We start from the raw sequence: 23,833 nt of genomic DNA on the forward strand, positions 1-23,833 counted from the left end.
TTCTATACTAAATTGTTAAATATCTCTATCTTCATGTAAATAAAATATTGGTGGAGCCAAGCGGGATCGAACCGCTGACCCCCTGCGTGCAAAGCAGGTGCTCTCCCAGCTGAGCTATGGCCCCAACTAAACCTAAAATGGTGGGTCTGAGTAGACTTGAACTACCGACCTCACCCTTATCAGGGGTGCGCTCTAACCAACTGAGCTACAGACCCGTATTCTATTCACACTAAAATACATTACCTACAAACACTATGCTAAATCACTTGAACAGCAGTTAAAGCTTATTTCTTATTCTTTCGTATTTCCGTTAAGGAGGTGATCCAGCCGCAGGTTCCCCTACGGCTACCTTGTTACGACTTCACCCCAGTCATGAATCACTCCGTGGTAAACGCCCATTCGTTAAGCTATCTACTTCTGGAGCAACCCACTCCCATGGTGTGACGGGCGGTGTGTACAAGACCCGGGAACGTATTCACCGCAGTATTCTGACCTGCGATTACTAGCGATTCCGACTTCATGCAGTCGAGTTGCAGACTGCAATCCGGACTAAGAGTACCTTTTTGAGTTTCGCTCCAGCTCGCACCTTCGCAGCCCTCTGTAATACCCATTGTAGCACGTGTGTAGCCCTGGTCGTAAGGGCCATGATGACTTGACGTCGTCCCCACCTTCCTCCGCCTTGTCAGCGGCAGTCTCAATAGAGTACCCAACTTAATGATGGTAACTATCAATAGGGGTTGCGCTCGTTGCGGGACTTAACCCAACATTTCACAACACGAGCTGACGACAGCCGTGCAGCACCTGTCACTGCGTTCCCGAAGGCACCAATCTATCTCTAGAAAGTTCGCAGGATGTCAAGACCAGGTAAGGTTCTTCGCGTTGCATCGAATTAAACCACATGCTCCACCGCTTGTGCGGGTCCCCGTCAATTCCTTTGAGTTTTAGCCTTGCGGCCGTAGTCCCCAGGCGGAGTACTTATCGCGTTAGCTGCGCCACTAGAGCCTTTACACCGACTCCAACAGCTAGTACTCATCGTTTACAGCGTGGACTACCAGGGTATCTAATCCTGTTTGATCCCCACGCTTTCGTCCCTCAGTGTCAGTATCGGTCCAGAATGTTGCCTTCGCCATTGGTGTTCCTTCTGATCTCTACGCATTTCACCGCTACACCAGAAATTCCCCATTCCTCTACCGTACTCTAGTTTGCCAGTATCAAATGCAGTTCCAAGGTTGAGCCCTGGGCTTTCACATCTGACTTAACAAACCACCTACAGACCCTTTACGCCCAGTAATTCCGATTAACGCTTGCACCCCCCGTATTACCGCGGCTGCTGGCACGGAGTTAGCCGGTGCTTATTCTTTGGGTAACGTCCTTCCTCAAGGCTATTAACCTTAAGGCTTTCCTCCCCAACTAAAGTGCTTTACAACCCTAAGGCCTTCTTCACACACATGGCATTGCTGGATCAGGGTTGCCCCCATTGTCCAATATTCCCCACTGCTGCCTCCCGTAGGAGTTTGGGCCGTGTCTCAGTCCCAATGTGGCTGATCATCCTCTCAAATCAGCTATGGATCGTAGCCTTGGTGGGCCCTTACCCCACCAACTAGCTAATCCAACGCAGGCTCATCCATCTGCGACAGCCCGAAAGCCACCTTTAATCCACAGATATTATGCGGTATTAACAGTCGTTTCCAACTGGTATCCCCCTCAAATGGGCAGATTCCTACGCGTTACTCACCCGTCCGCCACTCGTCAGCATCCGAAGACCTGTTACCGTTCGACTTGCATGTGTTAAGCATGCCACCAGCGTTCAATCTGAGCCAGGATCAAACTCTTCAGTTTAATTCTCAAATTCTGACTCTAACTACTGATTACTCAAATTCTTTAACAAAGTGTTTGTATATAATATATCTCTTAAATACCTTAGAAACCTTAGCTTCAAACCGCTAACATCACTCGTCAGCCGGTGAAGACATATAATACACATCACTCATCAACAACGCAAGTACTTTTTTAAAAAAAATTAAACTTTTTGCAACTTTTTTAAAACTTTTTCTATCTTCCTTAACTTTCTACATAATCATCTACAAAATCAATACTGAAAATGAGCTTTTATATAAGATTTTCTATCCTTTTATTAGTTATTTAGATAGTTCTACAAAAATAAAACAACTATTACCCTTCTAAAAAAATACAAAAAATTATTTAATTAATTCTTTTCAATAAATAAACTAAATCTTGTCATTGCATCTACTAAAATATTTAAATCATCTGCGCAGCTTATTCTTATATAATTTTCCAAACCAAAGTAGCTTCCAGGAGTTATAGCTAAAGCCTGATCTCTTAATAAAGCCAAGCAAAACTCTATATCATTTTTAAATGAAGTTTTTTGTAGCAACTTCTCTATTTTTGGAAAAAGATAAAAAGTTCCAGAAGGTCTCACTATTTCAATCCCCTCTACATTTTTTAAATAGTCATAAACATACATTACCCTTTCTTTATAAATAGATGTATATCTCTCTAAATATTTATTATCTAAAGCTAAAGCTGCTATAGAAGCCATCTGAGATATTGAACAAGCACCTCCAGTAGTTTGCGATTGTAGTTTTGTTATAGCATTCTTTAAGGTTTCTGGAGCTATAATATAACCGACTCTCCAACCAGCCATAGCATAACCTTTAGACATACCACTTGCTACAATAAATCTATTTGATAAATCAGGAGCAATCTGTAATAAAGAAATAGCTGTATCATCAAATAAAGTCTGATCATATATTTCATCTGAAATAATCCATATATCTGGATACTTTCTAATCATCTCTGTAAAAGAGGCTAGTGTTTGTTTTGTATATAAAACACCTGTAGGATTATTAGGTGAATTGAGAATAATAGCTTTTGTTTTAGACGTTATAGCTTTTTCAATTTCTTTAATATCTAATTGGAAATTGTTTTCGGCATGAGTCTTTACTATAACTGATTTTGCTCCAGCTAATTTTAATTGTTCTGGATAACACACCCAATACGGCGCGAAATATATAGCCTCATCTCCATCATCAAAAATACATGTAAAAATATTATGTATACTTTGCTTAGTGCCACTTGTCACACAAATCTGATATTTATTAAAACTTAAACCATAATCTCGTTTATATCTTTTGATTATGGCATCTTTTAATTCAGGGATTCCATCTATTGGAGGATATTTAGTAATATTATTATCTATAGCCTTTTTAGCAGCTTCTTTGACACAATCAGGTGAGAAAAATCCTGGCTCTCCGATAGAAAGGGATATTACATCTTTTCCCTGCCGCTTTAACTCCTCTGCTAATTCAGACATTACAACTGTAGCTGATGTTACAATACTATTTATCTTGTTACTAATTTTTAACATTTTTTGACCCTTGTTTTCATACCAACCAACTTGAGGCTTTCTTACTTTGTCTAACTGTATGAAGCTGCCCTTTATAAAAAATTATCTCCGCTGGTAAATTATGACATAAGAAGAAAGGCATACTTTCAGTAAAACCATATGCTCCAGTTTGCTTAAATATTAAATAATCATTTAGCCTTATATCTTTTGGTAAGCTTGCAATGCCAGCCTTATCCAAGCTTGTACATAAAGGTCCATGGATCTGAAAGTCATTAGTCTCGCTACCAGATTCTTCTCTAAGTAACTCTATTGGAAAACTCTCTCCAGTTAATGCTGGTCTGACTAAATGGTGAGCACCACCATCAGTTACTAGTAAATTAATATTATTTACTGATTTTCTATCGACAACTTTAGTTAAATAAACTCCACTTTCAGCTACCGCATATCTACCAAGCTCCAACCAATACTCTATGTTAGGAAACTCTTTTTTAAGCTCTTCAAAACAAGATATTAAATCATTTATTGATACCGATTTTTGACTAGCATTGTAAGGAACACCTATACCACCTCCTAAATCTATAACTTTTAAAGAAACATTAATAGCTTCACTTAAACCCAGTAAAGCTTTTGTTATTGTCTTCCATATCTGAGATAGTTTATCTAAGCAAAGAATATTTCCCCATTGAAAACAATGCATCCCAATTATAGACATATTATTAGAAATACTTGGAGTACTATTAAAAAAGTCTTTCCAATCATTTATAGATAATCCAAAAGGAGTTACACACCTACCTCCTCCAAGAACATTACTTTCTTGATCATTCCACATAAGCTGAACCCTTAAAAGAACTTCAACATTTATATTATTTTTTTCTACAAGGTCGGATAAATCTTTAAATTGATTTATGCTCTCGATTACAAAAATTCTAACGCCTTGAGCTAGAAAATATTCTAATTGAGAATATGATTTAGCAGGGCCAGTATGTAAAATATTTTTAGGATTTACCCCTTGAGCTAGAACTTGATCTAACTCACCAATACTAGCAACATCAAATCTAATTTTTTGCTCATCGAAGACTTTAATTATTCTAGATAATGGATTTGCTTTTAGTGCATACCATAACTTTACTGGTAGTTTCTGTAACTCTTTAGCATGAGCTTCTAACATGTCTAAATCATAATAAAAAAAGGGAGCTTCACTCTCTTTACATATGCTTTCTAAATTATTTCTATGAGCTTCTATATTCATTAAACTACCTTAATATTTCCTCTAAAGTTAATGAAGCGTCACTTTTTTCATCTCTGTATTTAATAATGATTGGGCAATAAGCTTGAAGACCATTTTCTTGAGCCCAACTAGTCCTAATTGGTCTACTCCCTGGAATAATTACTGCATTTTCTGGAATTTTTGAGCCTTTTGGTAAAACCTTATCATTCACAGCATCATAAACAGCTACGCCTTTTGATAAAACAACAGATGGCGCTATAACAGCACCTTTTCCTACAACTATACCTTCTATAATCACAGCACCCGCGCCAACAAACACATCATCCTCAATAACCACGGGATTCATCCCTATCGGCTCTAAAACACCGCCTATTTGAACTCCTGCCGATAAATGTACATTCTTACCAATCTGAGCACATGATCCAACCAAAGCATGACTATCAACCATAGTCCCAGAGTCAACATATGCTCCTATATTAATATAAGCTGGAGGCATAATAATAACAGATGGTGCTACATAAGCTCCTGCTCTAACAGATGAACCGCCTGGCACTAATCTAACACCATCATCTACACTAAAATTTCTGACTGGTAAATTATCTTTATCAACAAATCCCGAATAAGATCCTGAAAGCTCAACATTATGTCCAGCTTTAAAAGCTGCTAATATACCTTTCTTAACATCTTGATTTGCAATCCACTCACCATTTTCTAACCGTATCGCCGCTCTTAGTCTTCCTGCTTCTAACTCTTCAATAGTATTTTTCCAATCCATTATAAATCTGTCTCCTCTTTCTCTTTATATATGACTAAACCAATCTTTAACTAAGCTATCAGCGCTTATTAATAAACTTAAGTCCTGAAGCTCATCAGCTAATAGTGGAGCTCTTAAAGTATTTGTGGTTATTAAACCATTATGTGCTAGCCATACTTTAGCAGGTATTGGATTTGCAACGCTAAAACAAGATCTAGTTGCTGCTTCCCATACAGCTTTATCTTCAAGTGTTATTTCATGAGCAAGACTCTGTCTAACGTACTCTTTTGTTTGCTCCGGCCAAATATTAGATATAACTGAAACAAGACCCTTAGCACCAACATTTGCCAATTCTGGTAATAGTCCATCTTCTCCACTATATATAACTAAATTTGGCGCTAAATCATGATAACGAGCACACCTATTTACATCCCCAGAAGCCTCTTTTAATGCCCAAAGATTAGGATGCTCTTTTAAATTTATTAAAACCTCTTCTGCTAAATTAACTCCCGTTCTTGAAGGAACATTGTAAAGCATACAAGGTCTTTCTGCTTTATCCAAAACTGCCTTAAACCAACTAGTTTGGCTAGCTGATCCAGGTTTTGCATAAAGTGGAGTAACAACCAAGAAGCAATCAACTCTTTGGGTCTGGCAAAACTCTATCCATTGAAGCTGTTTAGTTAACTGAAAACCACCGACTCCTACCATAATTGGAACATTAAGATTTAAACCAGTAACAAATCTTACAACCTCACACTGCTCATCAAAATCTAAAGCTAAAGCCTCACCTGTACTACCAAGTATTAAAACCCCACATCCTTGGTATTCCTGCATTCTTAATAAATTTTCAAAGCTAACCCAATCAATAGAACCATCTTCAAACATTGGGGTAACTAATGCAGTATATAATCTATTATTAATATCTATAGACATAATCTCTCTCCTACCAGCTCATCAAAATAAACAAATCCAGTAATACCTCTTTGAAACACTTCTCTTGCTGCCCATATAGCCCCTTCAGCAAACAAGCTTCTATCATGAGCAGTATGTTTAAACTCAATTGTTTCATGCTGTGCATTTACCTTAACTTGATGTTGTCCTTTTATGTCTCCCTCCCTCATAGACTCTATAGATACATCTCCTATATTTAACCAATTTCTCCAAGATACTGCCGTACCACTAGGAATATCAACTTTTTGTATGTGATGCTTTTCTGTAATTGAATAATCAGCATTTTCATGTAATTGGTTTAGCTGACCCAATGAGACCAAAATATTTCTCACAACCACCATAGATAAACTAAAATTATTAGCAACGACCCAAGTCTTCTGGTTTTGGTTTATATAATTAATAAAATTCTGATCCCAGTCATATCCTGTTGTACCACAAACCACAGGCGTATTTGCCTCTAGTAATATCGGTAAAAGTTCTTGCAATACTTTTGCATTAACAAAAACTATTGCCACATCTGCATTTTGTAGTGCATCTGTTGTTAATACATTTTTTGAGTCATATACCCCTGATATTTCATGTTGTGGCAACAGTCCCGCTACCGCAGCTCCTGTCTTACCATTACCAACTATAGCTACTCTCATCGCTGTCTCCTCTAGCTAAAAAAACTACTGTAAACATTATTAACTACTTTTTGAGCATCTTTACTAGCGACAAGCATAGATATACTATTCTCACTAGCGCCATGACTAAAAAGCCTAATATTGTAGTCTTTAAGGCTACTAAAAAGCTCTCCACTAACGCCATTTATTTGGTGCAAGTTAGTACCAACTACGCTAACTAAAGATAAATCATTTTCAACTTTGATATTTACATTACCTATAGACTCTAGATCTTTTAAAAGCTCTGTAGTAACTAAATCATCACCCATAGAATGACTACCTAGTTTATCTAAAGTGATTGCAACACTTACCTCACTAGTGGAAACCAAGTCCACCGCAATATTATGGTCAGCCAAAATACTGAAAACCTTTACTAGAAAACCTTGGGAACCAAACATATTAAAGCTTTTTATAGTTAGTAGAGTTTGAGCTTTTCTTTCTGCTACAGCTATGATGTTTCTGTCGTAATCGATTTTTTGTGTAATTAAAGTACCACCAAGCTCTGGCTGAAAAGTTGAACCAATATAAATATCAAAATTACTGGATATTGCTGGCCAAAAAGTTTTAGGATGAACAACCTTAGCTCCAAAAGTAGCCAACTCTGCAGCCTCGCCAAATCCTAGCGTACGCAAAGAGCTAGCCTTAGGAATAACTCTTGGATCAGCCTGATAAATACCCGTTACATCCGTATAAATTTTTAGTTGAGTCGCTTTTATAGCTTGAGTGTATAAAGCTGCAGAATAATCGCCACATCCTCTACCTAAAGTTGTAGTATTTCCATGAGCATCTGAACCAATAAACCCTCCAAGAACACAAACATATCCTTGATCTATTTTAGGTAAAATATGCTCAATAGCATTAGTTTCTAAAGCTGATAAATTTGGGCTAGCACAACCAAAATCACTATTTGTCTTAAGGATTTTTCTTGAATCTAAATGATAAGTATTTATACCACTTTGATTAAAAACGCTAGCAACTAAAAAAGATGAAATAATCTCTCCAAAAGCTAAGATAGAATCTGATAGTTGCTTACCACTAAAATAAGCAGCCATGTTTGCGAACATCCTAAGCTCAGCAATCATATCACTTATAGAAGTAGTCACACTTTCAGAATTAATAGATTGTAATATAGGATTAACTATAGATTCTATCTGTCCTATAATTTTTTCTATTTTTGAATTATCTTTATTATTTGCTAATTGAATTAATAGATTTGTGATACCTGACTGAGCACTTACAACTACTAATTTTATTCTATTATCTGAATTAACTATATTAGCGCATTTTCTAATACTTTCTTGATTTGCTACACTTGTACCACCAAATTTAGCAACAATTGTTTCTGACATATTAGCTCTCCTATCTAATAGCTATATATCAGACGAGAGAACATAAAATTTGAGAAATACATACACAAACTAAAGCACTCCACGTCGATACATTTTTCTAAACGACATGACAGTTCTGCTACCTTTCAATATCAGAACCAAGACTACCAATCATAAACTTGGATAATCTTTCGGCATTAGTTCTATCTATCCTAGTGATCACAGGGGTTTATGCACCTAACACTAGAGATATAACCAATGCACCTCTTTAATTACACTTTTAATTAAGTGTTGGAACTGAGTCTAACATCCCAATAATATTGAATAAAAGTTTTTTATAGCAAAAAATTAATTTTTATAATACATGATAGAATACTGCTGTGCTTATTACCTGATAGCCTTGGCGGTATTGATTGCCTAATTAAATAAATTAGAAATGAGAAACTATACTGCTAATATTAATCTGCAAATTTATCTGTTGCTCTGACTAAAGCCTCTAGAATTCCTGGTTCGCTGATAGAGTGGCCAGCATCTGCGATAATATCTAGCTCTGCCTTTGGCCATACTTTATGCAAATCCCAAGCACTTACTGCTGGGCAAACCATATCATAACGACCTTGCACTATCACACCAGGGATATCCTTAATTTTATAAGCTTCTTTCAATAACTGAGCCTCTTGTATAAATAATTTGTTTTTAAAATAATGACATTCAATCCTTGCAAAGGCTAAACTAAACTTATCCTCTGCATACCTATCTATAGATTTCTTATCTATGAATAATTTACTTGTTGATGCCTCCCAAACACTCCAAGCTATAGCAGCTTGTTGTTTAAGCTTTTCATCATCACCTGTAAGTATTGAATGATATGCTGATATAAAATCTTTTCTCTGCTCTACTGGAATAGGTTCTATATATTTCTCCCACATATCAGGAAATACCATACTAGCACCATGCTGGTACAACCATGATAACTCCTTTTCTCGCCCAAGAAATATACCTCTAAGAACAAGCTCTGTTACAACCTCTGGATAGGCTTGAGCATAAGCCAACCCTAGAGTACTACCCCAAGATCCTCCAAAAATCATCCACTTATCAATATTCAATTTTTTACGAATTTTTTCAAAATCTTGAATTAAGTCTTGCGTTGTATTTTCTTTAAGCTCAGCAAATGGCGTACTTTTACCACAGCCTCGCTGATCTACTAATATTACACGATATTTATCTGGGTTGAAGTACTGCCTATAACTTGGTTGAATACCGCCTCCTGGACCACCATGAATAAATACAGCAGGCTTTCCATTAGGGTTTCCGCACTCTTCAAAATATATTGTATGAATATCTGAAACTTTTAAAAACTCTTGATTAAATGGTTCTATTTCTGGATACAATGGCATGATACACCTATAACTTTTAGACATTATAACTAAAAGTATCTATCAAAAAAAATAACTAAGCAAATCAAGATTTAGCTAAAGTAAAATATTTTTTTGATTCTCCTCTAAGATTTTTAAAAAAATATCTTTAGGAATTTGCTTAACTTCACATATTTTATCAATCACCTTAAATAATAAAGCTGGCATGCCATCATTTTGCTCTTTACCCAAAAGCCATGAATATGATGAAGGATTATCTGTCTCAGTCAAAATCCTCTCCAAAGGTATTCGTCTAGTTATCTCTCTAATATGTTCGCTAAATAGAATCTCAACACCAATTGAGAAATGGCCACCTAGTGCTAAATATTTGTCCAATACTTCAAGATCTCCTGCATACCAGTGGACAATAAACCTATGGCGCTTATATCTTTCTAAAATTTGCAAAACCTCTAGCTCTGCTTCACTTGTATGTAAATTTAGTAATTTATTATCTACGGCTCTGTGTGAGACTATATATTCAAATACTTGCTGCTGATCTCTAAATGAGGCAGCATAATCCAAAAATTTCTTATCTAAACCAATCTCTCCTATATATTTACTCTCAAACAAGTATTTATCTAAAGATATTAAATCTTGTGCATATATATCTGCCTTCCATGGATGAATGCCAAATGATGGAATAATAAAATCATACTTATCGCTTAGGGCTTTTATAGAAATATACGAAGGGACACACATTGCAACAGATAAGAGCTTTATATTATAAGTTCGACACTCTATAGCTACTTTACTTAAATCCTCTAATGAGTATTTATCTGTATGAACGTGTGCATCTAGTATCATCTATTTGTACATTAATTTTTTCCAATGAATATAGCCGTATATTGCCACAATTAGATATATAAATGTAGTAATAGCAGCAAATGGTAAATCTTTATACATATATAACAGTACATAAGTAGAATCAACAACCATCCATATCATCCAGTTATCTATTATTTTTCTGCTTGCTAAAAAAACGCAAACAAGTGATGCCACACTTGTAAAACCATCCATATAAGGAGTTGTTGAGTCTGTATAGTATATTAGTAATTGTGCAACCACCAAGCCAAACACCCCAATACTTACTAGAACTTTTAACCAACCAATGATTTTAAGTCTATGAACAACTATCTTTTTGTGACTAAAATTAGGCTGCCAACTATACCAACCATATCCAAAGCTAAATAAAAGAATTATCTGTAACATAGCATCAGCATATAAGCCACTTATAGAAAATAATACCGCACTCATAATCAAGCCAACTATACCTACAGGCCAACCAATAACATAAAGTCCTGCCAACAAAAAAGTACACAAAAGATTAATAACCATAGTACAAAAATCAAGAACGTGAATCATATTTATCCTACCAATAAAAAACCATGTATAAAGATTAATAATAACTTTGAACTTAGTATATTAAAACCATAGCCTTTAATATGCTAATTTCTCGTTAGCAAAGTTAACAATATATTACTCAAGTAATCTATTATCAATCTATATCAAGCAAATATTTTAGGTAAAAATTAGCTGATTAAAATACTTTTTGCTGTATCACAAATAATTAACATACAAAGGTTTAGTAAGCTTCTTTAATTTTCTTCAACGTATTCAAAGATTTATATCAAATAAGTAATTGACTTAACTTAAAAGCAAGTATAATATCGATTGTGTTATTACTGTAATATAAAACGAGGATAAAAAAAATATGAAATTAAGAAAAGTATTAATCGCGGTATTATTAGGAGCTTCTGTTTTATCTTTAAGTAGTTGTTGGTTACTTGTTGGTGCAGCTGTAGGTGGTGGAACTGCCGCATATATTTCTGGTGAGTATTCAATGAATATGAGCGGTAGTGTCAAAGATATTTATAATGCCACTTTAAAAGCTGTTCAAAGCAATGATGATTTTGTTATTACTAAAAAATCTATTACTTCTGTCGATGCAGTTGTTAATGGTAGCACTAAAGTAGACTCAACAAGTTTTTATGTTAAAATAGAAAAACTTACTGATAATGCTTCAAAAGTTACAATTAAGTTTGGTACTTTTGGTGATCAAGCAATGTCAGCAACATTAATGGATCAAATCCAAAAGAATGTTTAATTAAATAGGTAATTACTATAATGACTTTTCTAAAGAAAGCTTTATTTGCCGCTACAATTTCTATTTCGGCGTTAATCCTGAATAGTTGTATTGTTGCAGCAATAGCTGTTGGTGGTGGCACAGTTGCCTACATTGATGGAAATTATTCTATGAATATAGAAGGCAACTATAAAGCTGTCTATAAAGCCACTCTTAAGGCTATTAATGACAATAATGACTTTGTTCTAGTATCAAAAGATCTTGATCAAACAAAGCAAAATGCCGATATTGAAGGTGCTACTAAGATTGATAGCACGAGTTTTAGCGTCAAAATTGAAAGATTGACAGATCAGGCTACTAAGGTGACAATCAAATTTGGTACTTTCGGCGATCAAGCAATGTCATCAACATTAATGGATCAGATCCAAGCAGCTGTACATAAAGCTTCTTAAAAATGTACAGAAAAAAACTTTACCTAATTATAATATCAATAATAATTGCAATTTCTCTTAATAGCTGTGTTGTTGCCGCTGTTCTAATTGGTACAGCTGTAGTTGCTGGTGGCACAGTATATTATATAAATGGTAACTATATAATCGAAGTCCCTAGGGATATTAGAAGTGTGTACAATGCTACAATCAAGACTATACAAATGGATAGTCGAAATAAACTAATAAGTCAAACCTTTAATACTAAATCAGCTACAATTAAAGCTTTACAAAAAGATGAAAGTATTAGTATAGACTTAAGCAATATTAATAGTCGCTCTACAGAGATAAAAATTCGTATCGGCGTGCTTGGCGATGAGAAAAAATCCGCTGATTTAGCAAACTCAATAACAAAAAAATATCACCTAAGTAATATTTCTCGAACTTTGGTTAACTTTTTCTTTTTAAAAACTTTCAAAAATGTATAATTTGTGTTAACTTGCAAGCCAACCTTATATTTACAATGAGTAATAAGGTATTAGATACATACTATAAGAATAATAGACACATTTGGGTGCTAGTACTCTCTGGTGCTGTTATAGGTACTATGATTGGTCTTTTAGCGACAGCTTTTCAGCTACTTTTAGACTTTATTTTTAAAATTAAGCATGCCTTTTTTTCTCTCAGTGGTGGTAATATTTTTATTGAGATAAGCATGTCAATATCATTAACTATTGTAATGGTATTAATTTCGATTTTTATCGTTAGAAAATTTGCGAAAGAAGCTGGCGGTAGTGGTATCCAGGAGGTTGAAGGTGCTTTAAAAGGCTGTCGTAAGATACGTAAAAGAGTTATGCCTGTGAAGTTTATAAGTGGACTTTTTTCATTAGGCTCAGGTTTAAGTTTAGGTAAAGAGGGGCCATCAATTCATATGGCTGCAGCATTAGCACAATTTTTTGTTGATAAATTTAAACTTACTACAAAATATGCTAATGCTGTTATCTCTGCTGGTGCCGGGGCTGGGCTAGCAGCTGCTTTTAATACCCCACTTTCTGGCATTATCTTTGTTATTGAAGAGATGAATAGAAAGTTTAGATTTAGTGTTTCGGCAATAAAGTGTGTGCTAGTGGCATGTATTATGAGTACAGTTATCTCTAGAGCCATTATGGGTAATCCACCAGCAATACGCGTAGAAACTTTCAGCGCAGTACCACAAAATACTCTTTGGTTATTTATGGTTTTGGGAATTATATTTGGCTATTTTGGCTTACTATTCAACAAATCATTAATCAAAGTGGCAAACTTTTTCTCAGAAGGCTCAAGAAAAAGATACTGGACTTTAGTCATAACTGTTTGTGTAATTTTTGGTATTGGCGTGATCATATCACCAAATGCTGTTGGTGGTGGCTATATCGTCATAGCAAATACTCTTGATTATAATTTATCAATCAAGATGCTTTTAGTACTTTTTGTACTTCGTTTTGCTGGGGTTATTTTCTCATATGGGACGGGTGTTACAGGTGGTATATTTGCACCGATGATTGCTCTAGGTACTGTTTTTGGTCTTGCTTATGGCCTATGCATAGCTCAACTATTTCCTCAATATAATATTGATGCAGGTGTTTTTGCTGTTGCTGGAATGAGTGCTTTATTTACTGCAACGGTAGGCGCACCATTGACTGGTATTGTGCTAGTAATGGAAATGACTTGGAATTTCCATCTTTTACTTCCTCTTATGATAACTTGCTTTAGCGCATCTATGCTGACATATATTCATCATCAAAAACCAATATATGATACTCTATTAAGACGTACTATTTCTAATGAAAGAAAGCAGCAAGCAAAGGAAAAAAATGAGCGAAATCAAAAGCCAACTCCAAATACTTCAGGACAAACTATCTCAAAAGAAGAAATATAATCACGCAATTTCTCTAATGCACTGGGACTTAGAAACACAGGCGCCCAAAAACTCAATCAATACTACATCTGAAGTTATTGGATTTTTCAGCGAAAAAGTTTATGAAATAACTAATAGTGAAGAAATAACTAGCTGCTTAAAGTACTTAAATAACAACTTATCCGCGCTTGATGAGATTAACAAAAGAATTGTATATCTAACAACAAAGCAAAAAGATAGGCTAATTAAAATACCTAAAGATGAGTATGTTACATACAATAAGTTACTATCACAAGCTCAAAATATTTGGACAAAAGCTCGTAAAGATAATGACTTTGAAGCATTTGCTCCATATTTAGAAGAAATTATAAAGTATCAAAAAAAGTATATAAAAAGAATTGGCTATAACGAACATCCTTATGATGTACTGCTTGATGATTATGAAGAAAGTATGACTGTTGCAAAACTAGAGCCTTTTTTTGAGAGTCTAAAAGAAAAAATTGTCCCTCTATTAGCAAAAATAAAAAGCTCTACTCAAGTTGATACTAGCTGCATTGATAAACCATATAATATTGATAAGCAAAAAGAGTATTCTCACAAAATAGCCAAACAACTAGGATTTAACTTTGATAGCGGTATTCTAAAAGAGAGTGCTCATCCATTTACTTTGAACTTCAATAAGTATGATGTCAGAATGACAACACGCTACATCGAAGATCTTTTTACATCTTCATTATTTAGTACTATTCATGAAACTGGTCATGCAATGTATGAGCAAAATATTAGCGATAATATTTACGATACTATTCTAGGTACAGGAGTTAGCTTGGGCATACATGAATCACAATCAAGATTTTATGAAAATCTAGTTGGTAAAAATAAAGCTTTTTGGGATAGAAATTATATAGAGCTACAAAACTTATTTAGAGAAAACTTAGCTAGTACTAATGAAGAGGAGTTTTATAAAGCCATCAACAAAGTTAGTCCTAGCTTAATCCGCGTAGAAGCAGATGAATTAACATATTCTCTACATATATTAGTACGCTTTGAGATAGAAAAAGAAATTTTTGAGAAAGATATTGATGTTAGAGAGTTACCAAAGCTATGGAATGATAAATATCAAAAATACTTGGGTATTAGTCCGAATAATTTCTCTGATGGAATATTACAAGATGTGCATTGGTCAGCTGGGTTATTTGGTTACTTCCCAACATATGCTCTCGGTAGTGCCTATGCTTCACAGATTTTTCACTATATGAATAAAGATTTTGATGTAAATAATGCTATTAGAGAAAATAAACTAGAACTTATACTAAGCTTCTTAACTAAGCATATACACCAATTTGGTAGCCTAAAGTCTGCTGATGAAATTATCTATAATATGTGTGGTGAACATTTAAATGCCAAATACTATATTGATTATTTAGAAAAAAAATTTTCCGCCATCTACAAACTTTAAACTTTACTCTTAATCACCGGCATAAAAATCTACTTCTTTTGCTAAATAAAATGCAATATCTTTTTCATAATATGCGGATTCATTTATAAATATAGGATACCATTCTTCCGCAATATCTAGTAATTTATCACTTCCATCCATTAGTTCAAAAATAGAATCATTGAAACTAATAGCCTGGAAATCTTTACCATGAAGGTTTTTATGAATTACCGCGTTGATATTACCCTCACTATCTCTTGGGTAATGAATAGTTTTAATTGGTTCATACGCTTTGCATTGTTTGACTTCAGGTATATTATCACTATTTGATAACTCAATAAACTTTATTATTTCATTAATAATCTCTGTAGTTATATCAATTGCATTAGGATCATAAACACTCGTATTAACAGCGCCTATTTCTATAGTTAAAGACATTGGAGCAATATTATTCATTGTTACACTAGTAATGCTTTCATGCTTAATAACTCTAAGACCATCTACTTGCTCTACTAAATACGCGCATAGCCTATTAACGAATGGATTCTTGCCATCAGTAATAATAGTCTTACCAAGGTTTGAAGTAGTTGTGTGTAAGTCAACTAAAAAATCAATCGGAGAGTCTGATTTTGTACCATATAATTTGTTAATTTCTCTTGCTCTTTGGTTCTCATAACTACTCAATGAAGTGTTTTGTAAATCTTCAGTAGAGAAACAACGATTTAAATCTTTATCTTTATATCTTTTGCTTAGCCTAAAAGCTTCTGGATTTGCTAATAAGGGTATAACTTCTATGGACTTAGTTTTTAGTGGGTATTCTTTCATACGCTTAACAATATAAATCCCTGTATACTCATTTCCATGAATCCCACCAGATACTAGTAGTTTATTTATTTTCATATTTAATAATATCCATCATTAAATAAAGCTATTATACATATAATTATGTCATAAAAAGTAACTATAAAGTTTTTGAAAGGACAAGCTCTAGCCTTTAGGGTAAATATTAGCGATAATATAAGCATTAAAATTTAATCACAGTATTTAAATGTCAAAACTAAATGCTTATTTTGGTGAGTATGGTGGTCAATTCGTACCACAAATACTTGTCCCAGCTCTTGATCAACTCGAGCAAGAATTTATAAAAGCACAAACAGATGAATCTTTTAAGCAAGAATTTAAAGAGCTTTTGCAAGAGTATGCAGGTCGCCCTACTGCTCTTACAAAAACTAGAAATATAGTCAAAAACACAAAAACCAAGCTATACCTAAAACGCGAGGATCTACTACATGGTGGCGCTCACAAAACTAACCAAGTACTTGGTCAAGCTCTACTAGCCAAGAGAATGGGCAAAAAAGAGATAATTGCAGAAACTGGAGCTGGTCAGCATGGTGTTGCTACTGCTTTAGCTTGTGCATTACTAGATCTAAAATGTAGAGTATATATGGGAGCTAAAGATGTTGAGCGACAAAGCCCTAACGTTTTTAGAATGAGATTAATGGGTGCTGAAGTCATACCTGTGCATAGTGGATCAGCAACACTTAAAGATGCTTGTAATGAAGCTCTAAGAGATTGGTCAGCAAACTATAGCAAGGCTCACTATCTACTAGGAACTGCAGCAGGACCTCACCCCTTTCCGACAATTGTTAGAGAATTTCAAAGAATGATTGGTGAAGAAACCAAACAACAAATCCTTGCTAAAGAAGGTAGATTACCTGATGCTGTGATCGCCTGTGTTGGTGGCGGCTCTAATGCTATCGGTATGTTTGCTGACTTTATTGATGAAAAAAATGTCAAGCTTATAGGTATAGAACCGGCTGGTAAAGGTATCGAAACAGGTGAGCATGGAGCTCCACTTAAGCACGGTAAAACTGGTATATTTTTCGGTATGAAAGCACCACTAATGCAAAATTCTGATGGACAAATTGAAGAGTCATATTCAATATCAGCTGGTCTAGATTTCCCATCTGTTGGACCTCAACACGCTCATTTATTAGCAATAGGTCGTGCTGAATATGCATCTGCCACAGATGATGAAGCGTTAGATGCTTTTAAATTACTTTGTAAAAAAGAAGGAATTATCCCAGCTCTAGAATCATCTCACGCTCTAGCACATGCTCTTAAACTTGCTTACGACAATCCTGATAAAGAGCAACTTTTGGTTGTTAATTTATCTGGACGTGGTGATAAAGATATTTTTACAGTACATGATATTTTAAAAGAAAAGGGAGAGATTTAATAATGGATAGATATACAACCCTTTTTGCAAGTTTAGAGAAAAAAAATGAAGGTGCTTTTATACCTTTTGTAACAATTGGTGATCCTAATAAGGAACTATCCTTCGAGATTATCGATACTCTAGTTAACTCTGGTGCTGATGCTCTTGAACTAGGTATACCTTTTTCTGATCCATTGGCAGATGGACCAACAATTCAAGAGGCAAATATTCGCGCTCTGGAGAGTGGAGTAACTCCTAAAGATTGTTTTGATATCCTCACAAAAATAAGAGCTAAATACCCTCATATTCCTATTGGATTACTACTTTATGCTAATTTAGTCTATGCAAATGGTATAGAGAATTTTTATCAAAAATGTTTAGATGCAGGTGTTGATTCTATACTTATTGCTGATGTACCAACTCATGAATCTAAAGAGTTTCGTGATATTGCTAAAAAAGTTGGTATAGCACAAATATTTATAGCTCCACCTGATGCTAATGAGGCTACTCTTAAGCAAATTTCTGAACTTGGTAGTGGTTATACATATTTACTATCGAGGGTTGGGGTAACAGGAACAGAAACTGCAGCAAATATGCCCGTCGAGGATGTATTGGCTAAACTTAGAGAATATAAAGCTCCTAAACCAGTTTTAGGGTTTGGTATCTCTAAACCTGAACAGGTACAACAAGCTATTAAAGCTGGTGCTGCCGGTGCTATCTCTGGTTCTGCAATAGTGAAAATAATTCAAAATAATATCTCTGACAAAAATAAAATGCTTATACAACTTAGTAGCTTTATTAAAGATATGAAATCAAAAACTAAAATAATATGAAAAAAATTATATTTTTAGCTCTAGTCTTTATTTTTATCTGTAGTAGGTCAAATGCACAAAATATATTTAACGACTATAGTATAGTAAAAACCATACATGATAATAAAAACTTCAATTATGTGGTCATATCAAGAATATACAAAAAATACCCTAATGTAATGTTTTTAACAATGCGTGGAGGTGGAGTTACATCTCTTGATATTAGTAACCCTTCTGATCCTAAGATTTTAGATCATTGGTAGCCTGAGAAAAAAATAATGAGTGATGTTGAAGGGCAAGACTTAATTAATGATACCTTAGTTGTTGTAGGTAGAAATGGTTTTTTATACTTATTAGATGTCTCAGATCCTAGTCATATCAATCTTATCAAAAGTTATAATGTTCCTGGATTTAGTGGTGAATTTTCATTACTGCACAATAAAGTATATACTCAAAATAAAAAAATATACGTTGCGGCAACATCTGCTCTTACGAATAAGCTAGTAATAATTGAAATAACAAATAATAAACCAAAGTTAATAAATTCAGTAAACACTGTTAAAGGTACAGAAGCTATTTATATTAAAAAATACAACAAACATATATATGCTATAGTTGGAGGATTTTTTAGTAATTCTGTTGAGGTACTTGATATTACTGATCCCAAAGATATTAAGCATACCAAAACCTTAACAGAACCATACTATCTGCAAATGTGTCCTAGTACTACAAAAAATACTAATATATTATTTATGGCTCTTTGGGGTAATAAATGTGGCGGACTAGCTAGTTTTGATATTACTGATCCAAAAAATATTAAAGAACTAAGTCATACATGCTCAGCAGAGTCAGCTAAAGCCAACCGGGTTCGAATCAGTGGCAATTATGCTTTTTTACCTCTTGAACAAGAAAATACTGGAGCACTAAGCATAGTTGATATAACAAACCCATATGACTTAAAACAAGTCGCTGTAATAAAAAATATTCCAAATATAAAAAAATCATACACCCTAAGTGTAAAAGATAACTATATTTACATTTTTGGCACAAAGAACAATAATTTAACAATTTTAAAACTAAAACTGCTCAGCTAATAAAAAGTTTTGTCAAAGTAATTAAAAAAGCAACTACTATCATTTATTAATATAAGACTTATTAAAATAGTAAGTTTACTTATCACTCCTTTTTAGATTTTTCTGTAACTTCTTTCCTAGATTTTTATCATCCTTTAAATTAACCATGCCTTCACCTTCTCCAACCATCTGATTAACAACGTCAAGCTCGGTTTCTTTTTTATCTACAAGCTTTATTCCCGTGGCTTCAAAATGGTCTTTTTTAAACTTTTTCCAGTCTTTGTCTATTCTGAATATATAGCTACAAGCTTGCTCTATAAAATCAGCTTCATCTTCTATATCTGCCCATTTCAGATACTCAAGAATTTCATCAAGTACACTTTTATCAACTTCTAAATGCACTGGAACGGTATTCTTTTTCTCTTTCTTTGTCATTTTTATAATTGACATATTAGCTCCTTTTGAGAGTTTTGTAACTATATTTTATCAAACTAGTATACATATACAAAAAGTTACTCCAGCTGATTAAAAAGATTTTCTAAGCTGTTTTTTGAAGTTTATAAATTTTTCTCCAACTACTATAACCATATATAGCATTTATTAATGCTACAACTTTTGTAATGATAACAGGAATAATCGCAATGGTAATTGCTGAGTCCAAAATTCCATCAACCCAAATTGAAATTGTCAAAACATCTACAGCTAACCACAGTATCCAAAACTCTTTAAATAACAATACTGTAAGTATAAAAGCTATAATTGAAGTAACTTCAACAATAGCATCTGCAACCAACCCCACATTTTGACCAAAATATAGATGTAAAACAAAGTATCCATATATAGTCGATACCACAGCTATAAAAGCCAAAATACTTATAAACTGTAATCTCGTTAATTTTTTGATTTTTATATGTTTTTCTTTAGTTGTGTTTTTGGGTCTAGTCCAGTTATACCAACCATAAAACTGTATTGGACACAAAAAAAGTACCGCAAGAAGTAATTGACCATAAACTTGGTTTTGATATGAGATTACAGCGTACATAACTGCTGCTATAAGCCCTAAAACATAATTAAAAACTTTTCCTTTAGCTGCTAATATTAAATTTGTAATACTGATAACAGAAAATATTAGTATAAATGCACTACTTCCACTGATAGATGCTGCTAGAATAGTTAATACTATACAACTAATTAACCAGCGAACTTCTCTTTTACTCCAACCAGTAAAAGTATTTTGTAATATATTCATTTTATAAATTAGTAGAATATTTAGGATTGTATTTTAGAACTCTTGATATCAAGCTACAAGTACTATTTATTATTCGTGAAGAATGCAAAACTAAAAGCACCAATAAAACACATTAAAACTTATCTATATTTTTTTTCCAATAAGCTTAATTTATTACTTGAAAAACAGCAAAGTATCCTTAAATATATAACAGATACTATTTCTTAGGGGGAAATAATGGATATAAATAAATTTACAATAAAACTACAGGAAGCATTAGCAGAAGCTCAATCTTATGCTTTTCAGCAAAAAGCTACTGAGTTTACATCAGCACACATGCTAAAAGCTCTTTTGGAACAAAATGATAGTGTTGCAATAGCAATATTAAGTGTTTGTGGCATCAATACACAAAACTTTATAAAAGCTGTCAATGATATCGTTGATAGTGTTGCGGTACTATCTGGAGAAGGTAATCCTCAAGTAGCTCCATCTAGAGATTTGATAGCTACATTACATAAGATGCAAGAGCTTGCTAATAAAAATGGCGATGAGTTTATTTCAAGTGAAGTTTTCTTATTAGCCACTTTAGAAGACAAAAGTTTAATAGGACTGTATAACAAGTTTGGTATAACAAAAGAAAAACTTACAAAAGCAGTCAATGATTATCGCGGAGGGGAAAAAGTGAGTAGTCAAAATCAAGAAGATATGAAAGGTGCATTAGACAAATACACAGTAGATCTAACAGATCTAGCAAGAAAAGGAAAGATTGATCCTATTATTGGTAGAGATAGTGAGATCCGTAGAACTATACAAGTATTACAAAGAAGAACTAAGAACAACCCTGTGCTTATAGGTGAGCCAGGTGTTGGTAAAACTGCTATTGTAGAAGGCTTAGCTCAACGAATAGTTAATAATGAAGTCCCAGAAGGTGTAAAAGGTAAAAAAGTTCTATCTCTAGATATGGGTGCATTATTAGCAGGTGCTAAATTTAGAGGAGATTTTGAAGAGAGATTAAAATCTGTTTTAAAAGAATTATCAAAACAAGAAGGCAATGTAATTCTATTTATAGATGAGTTACACACTATGGTTGGAGCAGGTAAAGCAGAAGGCTCAATGGATGCTGGTAATATGCTTAAACCAGCTTTAGCTAGAGGTGAGCTAAAATGTGTTGGTGCAACAACTTTAGATGAATATCGTGAGTATGTTGAAAAAGATCCTGCACTTGAGCGAAGATTCCAAAAAGTGCTAGTTGATGAGCCAACTGTTGAAGATACTATTGCTATACTTAGAGGTCTGAAAGAAAGATACGAGTTGCACCATGGTGTAAATATCACGGACTCTGCTATTGTGAGTGCTGCTACTTTATCGCATAGATATATTACAGATAGACAACTACCTGATAAAGCTATTGATTTAGTGGATGAAGCAGCCAGCCAAATTCGTATGGAAATAGATTCTAAACCTGAAAAAATGGAGAGTTTATACCGTAGAATTATCCAACTAAAAATGCAACGTGAGCAGCTAAAAAAAGAAAAAGATGAGGCTACTAAGAAGCGTTTAGAAATACTAGAGACTGAAATCAAAGGCTTAGAATCTGAGTATAAAGGACTAGAAGAGCTTTGGAAAGCTGAGAAGCTGAAAATACAAGGGGCTAGTAAACTTAAAGAACAACTTGAAAAAGCCAAATTTGAGCTTGAGAAGTATCAAAGAGCTGGCGATTTGAGCAAAATGGCAGAATTACAATACGGTAAGATACCAGAACTTGAAGCTCAAATTAAACAAATTGAAAATACTGAAGCAGAACCTTCTGAAAATAAACTTGTAAGAACATCTGTCACAGAAAATGAAATTGCTGATGTAGTTTCTAAAGCTACGGGTATACCTGTATCTAAGATGATGGAAGGAGAAAAAGATAAACTTCTAAATATGGAAAGCTTCCTACATAAGAGAGTAATTGGCCAAGACCAAGCAATAAAAGCAGTATCTAATGCTGTGAGAAGATCTCGTTCTGGATTATCAGATCCAAATAGACCTATAGGTTCATTTATGTTCTTAGGTCCAACAGGTGTAGGTAAAACTGAGCTTACAAAAGCATTAGCGGAGTTCTTATTTGATGATGAAGATGCGATGCTTAGAGTGGATATGTCTGAGTTTATGGAGAAACATTCTGTAGCTAGACTAATCGGAGCTCCTCCAGGATATGTTGGTTATGAGCAAGGTGGTTATCTGACAGAGCATGTTAGAAGAAAACCTTATTCTGTGATCTTACTTGATGAGGTTGAAAAAGCTCATGCAGATGTATTTAACATATTGCTACAAGTATTAGATGATGGGCGACTAACTGATGGTCAAGGTAGAACAGTAGATTTTAAAAATACTGTAATAGTTATGACTTCTAATCTTGGTTCACATAGAATCCAAGAAATGCAAGGTCAAGACTATGACAAAGTCAAAGATGCTGTAATGGAAATGGTACTTAGCCACTTCAGACCGGAATTTGTAAACAGGATTGATGATGCAATTGTCTTCGAACCTCTAAATAAAGAGATGATAACTGAAATAGCTAAGATACAAATTAAGCGTTTAGAAAAACGTCTAAGAGATCTAAATATAGGCTTAGAAGTAACTGCTAAAGCTATGGATAAATTAGCTGATGCTGGTTTTGACCCTGTATTTGGTGCTAGACCACTTAAACGAGCTATCCAAAACAACTTAGAAAACCCTCTGGCTCTAAAACTTCTAGATGGTGAGTTTAAAGCTGAAGATAAAATAGTTGTTGATATTGATGCTAATAATAATATTACATTCTCTAGGTGAATTTAATTTTACTTAGATTGACTACATATGCATAAACTTGTTACAAATTATAAGCAAGCTCTTATGAAAAAATGATAGCAGCTATTAATTTTCCACAATTTACTCTAATTTTATCTATTGGTAAGCTTCCCGTC

21 protein-coding genes, 2 tRNA genes, 1 rRNA gene, 1 pseudogene and 1 riboswitch are annotated in these 23,833 nt (G+C 34.1%); of the genes and pseudogenes, 10 read left to right on the plus strand and 15 right to left on the minus strand.

Annotated elements, in window-relative coordinates; genetic code table 11:
• Positions 1-48: 48 nt before the first annotated feature.
• The 12 genes from FSC454_RS09045 to pnuC (FSC454_RS09100) form a co-directional block, all read right to left on the minus strand.
• Positions 49-124: transfer RNA gene (locus tag FSC454_RS09045), tRNA-Ala, on the minus strand.
• A 14-nt stretch (positions 125-138) separates the two neighbouring features.
• Positions 139-215: transfer RNA gene (locus FSC454_RS09050), tRNA-Ile, on the minus strand.
• 96 nt (positions 216-311) lie between these two features.
• A 16S ribosomal RNA gene (locus tag FSC454_RS09055) occupies positions 312-1,839 on the minus strand.
• 367 nt (positions 1,840-2,206) lie between these two features.
• Positions 2,207-3,388 (minus strand): pyridoxal phosphate-dependent aminotransferase, encoded by a 1,182-nt coding sequence (locus FSC454_RS09060; RefSeq protein WP_071794832.1) that lies wholly within the window; start codon positions 3,386-3,388, stop codon positions 2,207-2,209.
• Between the two features lie 16 nt (positions 3,389-3,404).
• Entirely contained in the window at positions 3,405-4,616 is a 1,212-nt protein-coding gene (locus FSC454_RS09065; RefSeq protein WP_066046601.1) for a PLP-dependent decarboxylase, read from the minus strand.
• Between the two features lie 4 nt (positions 4,617-4,620).
• A complete protein-coding gene (locus tag FSC454_RS09070) occupies positions 4,621-5,370 on the minus strand; it encodes a 2,3,4,5-tetrahydropyridine-2,6-dicarboxylate N-succinyltransferase (protein WP_066046603.1) in 750 nt (249 codons plus the stop codon).
• 24 nt (positions 5,371-5,394) lie between these two features.
• Positions 5,395-6,282, minus strand: a complete 888-nt coding sequence (gene dapA, locus FSC454_RS09075; RefSeq protein ID WP_066046604.1) for a 4-hydroxy-tetrahydrodipicolinate synthase — start codon at positions 6,280-6,282, stop codon at positions 5,395-5,397.
• Positions 6,273-6,944 (minus strand): 4-hydroxy-tetrahydrodipicolinate reductase, encoded by a 672-nt coding sequence (locus FSC454_RS09080; protein WP_066046606.1) that lies wholly within the window; start codon positions 6,942-6,944, stop codon positions 6,273-6,275. Before FSC454_RS09080 ends, dapA begins: the two co-directional genes overlap by 10 nt.
• Positions 6,945-6,955: 11 nt before the next feature.
• Positions 6,956-8,311: a lysine-sensitive aspartokinase 3 gene (gene lysC / locus FSC454_RS09085; RefSeq protein WP_066046608.1), complete on the minus strand. Its 1,356-nt coding sequence runs from the start codon at positions 8,309-8,311 to the stop codon at positions 6,956-6,958.
• Positions 8,312-8,375: 64 nt separating this feature from the next.
• Positions 8,376-8,567, minus strand: a riboswitch (Lysine riboswitch).
• A 181-nt stretch (positions 8,568-8,748) separates the two neighbouring features.
• Positions 8,749-9,687, minus strand: a complete 939-nt coding sequence (gene pip, locus FSC454_RS09090; RefSeq protein WP_066046610.1) for a prolyl aminopeptidase — start codon at positions 9,685-9,687, stop codon at positions 8,749-8,751.
• Between the two features lie 75 nt (positions 9,688-9,762).
• On the minus strand, positions 9,763-10,509 hold the full coding sequence (locus FSC454_RS09095; protein ID WP_066046612.1) for a TatD family hydrolase: 747 nt from the start codon (positions 10,507-10,509) through the stop codon (positions 9,763-9,765).
• Positions 10,510-11,067 (minus strand): nicotinamide riboside transporter PnuC, encoded by a 558-nt coding sequence (pnuC, locus tag FSC454_RS09100; RefSeq protein WP_066046614.1) that lies wholly within the window; start codon positions 11,065-11,067, stop codon positions 10,510-10,512. It lies immediately after the preceding gene.
• A gap of 349 nt (positions 11,068-11,416) precedes the next feature.
• Here pnuC (FSC454_RS09100) and FSC454_RS09105 point away from each other — a divergent pair, with 349 nt between their 5' ends.
• From FSC454_RS09105 to FSC454_RS09125, 5 genes and pseudogenes are all read left to right on the plus strand, one after another.
• On the plus strand, positions 11,417-11,809 hold the full coding sequence (locus FSC454_RS09105; RefSeq protein WP_066046618.1) for a DUF3568 domain-containing protein: 393 nt from the start codon (positions 11,417-11,419) through the stop codon (positions 11,807-11,809).
• Positions 11,810-11,829: 20 nt separating this feature from the next.
• Complete coding sequence (locus FSC454_RS09110; protein WP_066046621.1) at positions 11,830-12,240, plus strand: DUF3568 domain-containing protein; 411 nt, start codon at positions 11,830-11,832, stop codon at positions 12,238-12,240.
• Positions 12,241-12,242: 2 nt separating this feature from the next.
• Positions 12,243-12,632 (plus strand): annotated as a pseudogene (locus tag FSC454_RS09115) (DUF3568 family protein); the annotation flags it as partial.
• Between the two features lie 107 nt (positions 12,633-12,739).
• Positions 12,740-14,134 carry a H(+)/Cl(-) exchange transporter ClcA gene (gene clcA / locus FSC454_RS09120; protein ID WP_066046626.1) on the plus strand — a complete coding sequence of 465 codons (1,395 nt, stop codon included), beginning with the start codon at positions 12,740-12,742 and terminating at the stop codon, positions 14,132-14,134.
• The gene (locus FSC454_RS09125) at positions 14,070-15,572 is read left to right on the plus strand and encodes a carboxypeptidase M32 (protein WP_066046628.1); all 1,503 of its coding nucleotides are present in this window, start codon (positions 14,070-14,072) and stop codon (positions 15,570-15,572) included. Before clcA ends, FSC454_RS09125 begins: the two co-directional genes overlap by 65 nt.
• Positions 15,573-15,581: 9 nt before the next feature.
• On the opposite strand, the gene FSC454_RS09130 is transcribed toward FSC454_RS09125, so the two are convergent.
• The gene (locus tag FSC454_RS09130; RefSeq protein ID WP_066046630.1) at positions 15,582-16,451 is read right to left on the minus strand and encodes an aspartoacylase; all 870 of its coding nucleotides are present in this window, start codon (positions 16,449-16,451) and stop codon (positions 15,582-15,584) included.
• Positions 16,452-16,599: 148 nt separating this feature from the next.
• Between FSC454_RS09130 and trpB the strand changes: the two genes are divergently transcribed.
• From trpB to FSC454_RS09150, 4 genes are read left to right on the plus strand one after another with little or no spacing between them, the layout of a single operon-like run.
• Positions 16,600-17,790, plus strand: coding sequence for a tryptophan synthase subunit beta (gene trpB / locus FSC454_RS09135; RefSeq protein WP_066046632.1), 1,191 nt, complete (start codon positions 16,600-16,602; stop codon positions 17,788-17,790).
• Positions 17,790-18,602, plus strand: a complete 813-nt coding sequence (gene trpA, locus FSC454_RS09140) for a tryptophan synthase subunit alpha (protein ID WP_156470909.1) — start codon at positions 17,790-17,792, stop codon at positions 18,600-18,602. Before trpB ends, trpA begins: the two co-directional genes overlap by 1 nt.
• Positions 18,599-18,844 (plus strand): hypothetical protein, encoded by a 246-nt coding sequence (locus FSC454_RS09145; protein WP_066046636.1) that lies wholly within the window; start codon positions 18,599-18,601, stop codon positions 18,842-18,844. Before trpA ends, FSC454_RS09145 begins: the two co-directional genes overlap by 4 nt.
• Positions 18,845-18,859: 15 nt before the next feature.
• Positions 18,860-19,675, plus strand: coding sequence for an LVIVD repeat-containing protein (locus tag FSC454_RS09150; RefSeq protein WP_066046638.1), 816 nt, complete (start codon positions 18,860-18,862; stop codon positions 19,673-19,675).
• 75 nt (positions 19,676-19,750) lie between these two features.
• Here FSC454_RS09150 and FSC454_RS09155 read toward each other — a convergent pair whose 3' ends face one another.
• Both FSC454_RS09155 and pnuC (FSC454_RS09160) read right to left on the minus strand, forming a co-directional pair.
• Positions 19,751-20,104, minus strand: a complete 354-nt coding sequence (locus FSC454_RS09155) for a hypothetical protein (protein ID WP_014549085.1) — start codon at positions 20,102-20,104, stop codon at positions 19,751-19,753.
• An 88-nt stretch (positions 20,105-20,192) separates the two neighbouring features.
• Positions 20,193-20,903: a nicotinamide riboside transporter PnuC gene (gene pnuC, locus FSC454_RS09160; RefSeq protein ID WP_066046639.1), complete on the minus strand. Its 711-nt coding sequence runs from the start codon at positions 20,901-20,903 to the stop codon at positions 20,193-20,195.
• A gap of 216 nt (positions 20,904-21,119) precedes the next feature.
• Here pnuC (FSC454_RS09160) and clpB point away from each other — a divergent pair, with 216 nt between their 5' ends.
• On the plus strand, positions 21,120-23,699 hold the full coding sequence (clpB, locus tag FSC454_RS09165) for an ATP-dependent chaperone ClpB (protein ID WP_066046641.1): 2,580 nt from the start codon (positions 21,120-21,122) through the stop codon (positions 23,697-23,699).
• The last annotated feature ends 134 nt before the right edge of the window (positions 23,700-23,833 follow it).

Source organism: Francisella hispaniensis FSC454 (genome assembly GCF_001885235.1).
Lineage (GTDB): Bacteria > Pseudomonadota > Gammaproteobacteria > Francisellales > Francisellaceae > Francisella > Francisella hispaniensis.

Bases quoted from the DNA above. Each gene is read 5' to 3' on its own strand.
- FSC454_RS09060 (WP_071794832.1), bottom strand. From the start codon at position 3,388: ATGTTAAAAATTAGTAACAAGATAAATAGTATTGTAACATCAGCTACA.
- FSC454_RS09065 (WP_066046601.1), bottom strand. From the start codon at position 4,616: ATGAATATAGAAGCTCATAGAAATAATTTAGAAAGCATATGTAAAGAG.
- FSC454_RS09070 (WP_066046603.1), bottom strand. From the start codon at position 5,370: ATGGATTGGAAAAATACTATTGAAGAGTTAGAAGCAGGAAGACTAAGA.
- dapA (WP_066046604.1), bottom strand. From the start codon at position 6,282: ATGTCTATAGATATTAATAATAGATTATATACTGCATTAGTTACCCCA.
- FSC454_RS09080 (WP_066046606.1), bottom strand. From the start codon at position 6,944: ATGAGAGTAGCTATAGTTGGTAATGGTAAGACAGGAGCTGCGGTAGCG.
- lysC (WP_066046608.1), bottom strand. From the start codon at position 8,311: ATGTCAGAAACAATTGTTGCTAAATTTGGTGGTACAAGTGTAGCAAAT.
- pip (WP_066046610.1), bottom strand. From the start codon at position 9,687: ATGCCATTGTATCCAGAAATAGAACCATTTAATCAAGAGTTTTTAAAA.
- FSC454_RS09095 (WP_066046612.1), bottom strand. From the start codon at position 10,509: ATGATACTAGATGCACACGTTCATACAGATAAATACTCATTAGAGGAT.
- pnuC (WP_066046614.1), bottom strand. From the start codon at position 11,067: ATGATTCACGTTCTTGATTTTTGTACTATGGTTATTAATCTTTTGTGT.
- FSC454_RS09105 (WP_066046618.1), top strand. From the start codon at position 11,417: ATGAAATTAAGAAAAGTATTAATCGCGGTATTATTAGGAGCTTCTGTT.
- FSC454_RS09110 (WP_066046621.1), top strand. From the start codon at position 11,830: ATGACTTTTCTAAAGAAAGCTTTATTTGCCGCTACAATTTCTATTTCG.
- clcA (WP_066046626.1), top strand. From the start codon at position 12,740: ATGAGTAATAAGGTATTAGATACATACTATAAGAATAATAGACACATT.
- FSC454_RS09125 (WP_066046628.1), top strand. From the start codon at position 14,070: ATGAGCGAAATCAAAAGCCAACTCCAAATACTTCAGGACAAACTATCT.
- FSC454_RS09130 (WP_066046630.1), bottom strand. From the start codon at position 16,451: ATGAAAATAAATAAACTACTAGTATCTGGTGGGATTCATGGAAATGAG.
- trpB (WP_066046632.1), top strand. From the start codon at position 16,600: ATGTCAAAACTAAATGCTTATTTTGGTGAGTATGGTGGTCAATTCGTA.
- FSC454_RS09145 (WP_066046636.1), top strand. From the start codon at position 18,599: ATGAAAAAAATTATATTTTTAGCTCTAGTCTTTATTTTTATCTGTAGT.
- FSC454_RS09150 (WP_066046638.1), top strand. From the start codon at position 18,860: ATGAGTGATGTTGAAGGGCAAGACTTAATTAATGATACCTTAGTTGTT.
- FSC454_RS09155 (WP_014549085.1), bottom strand. From the start codon at position 20,104: ATGTCAATTATAAAAATGACAAAGAAAGAGAAAAAGAATACCGTTCCA.
- pnuC (WP_066046639.1), bottom strand. From the start codon at position 20,903: ATGAATATATTACAAAATACTTTTACTGGTTGGAGTAAAAGAGAAGTT.
- clpB (WP_066046641.1), top strand. From the start codon at position 21,120: ATGGATATAAATAAATTTACAATAAAACTACAGGAAGCATTAGCAGAA.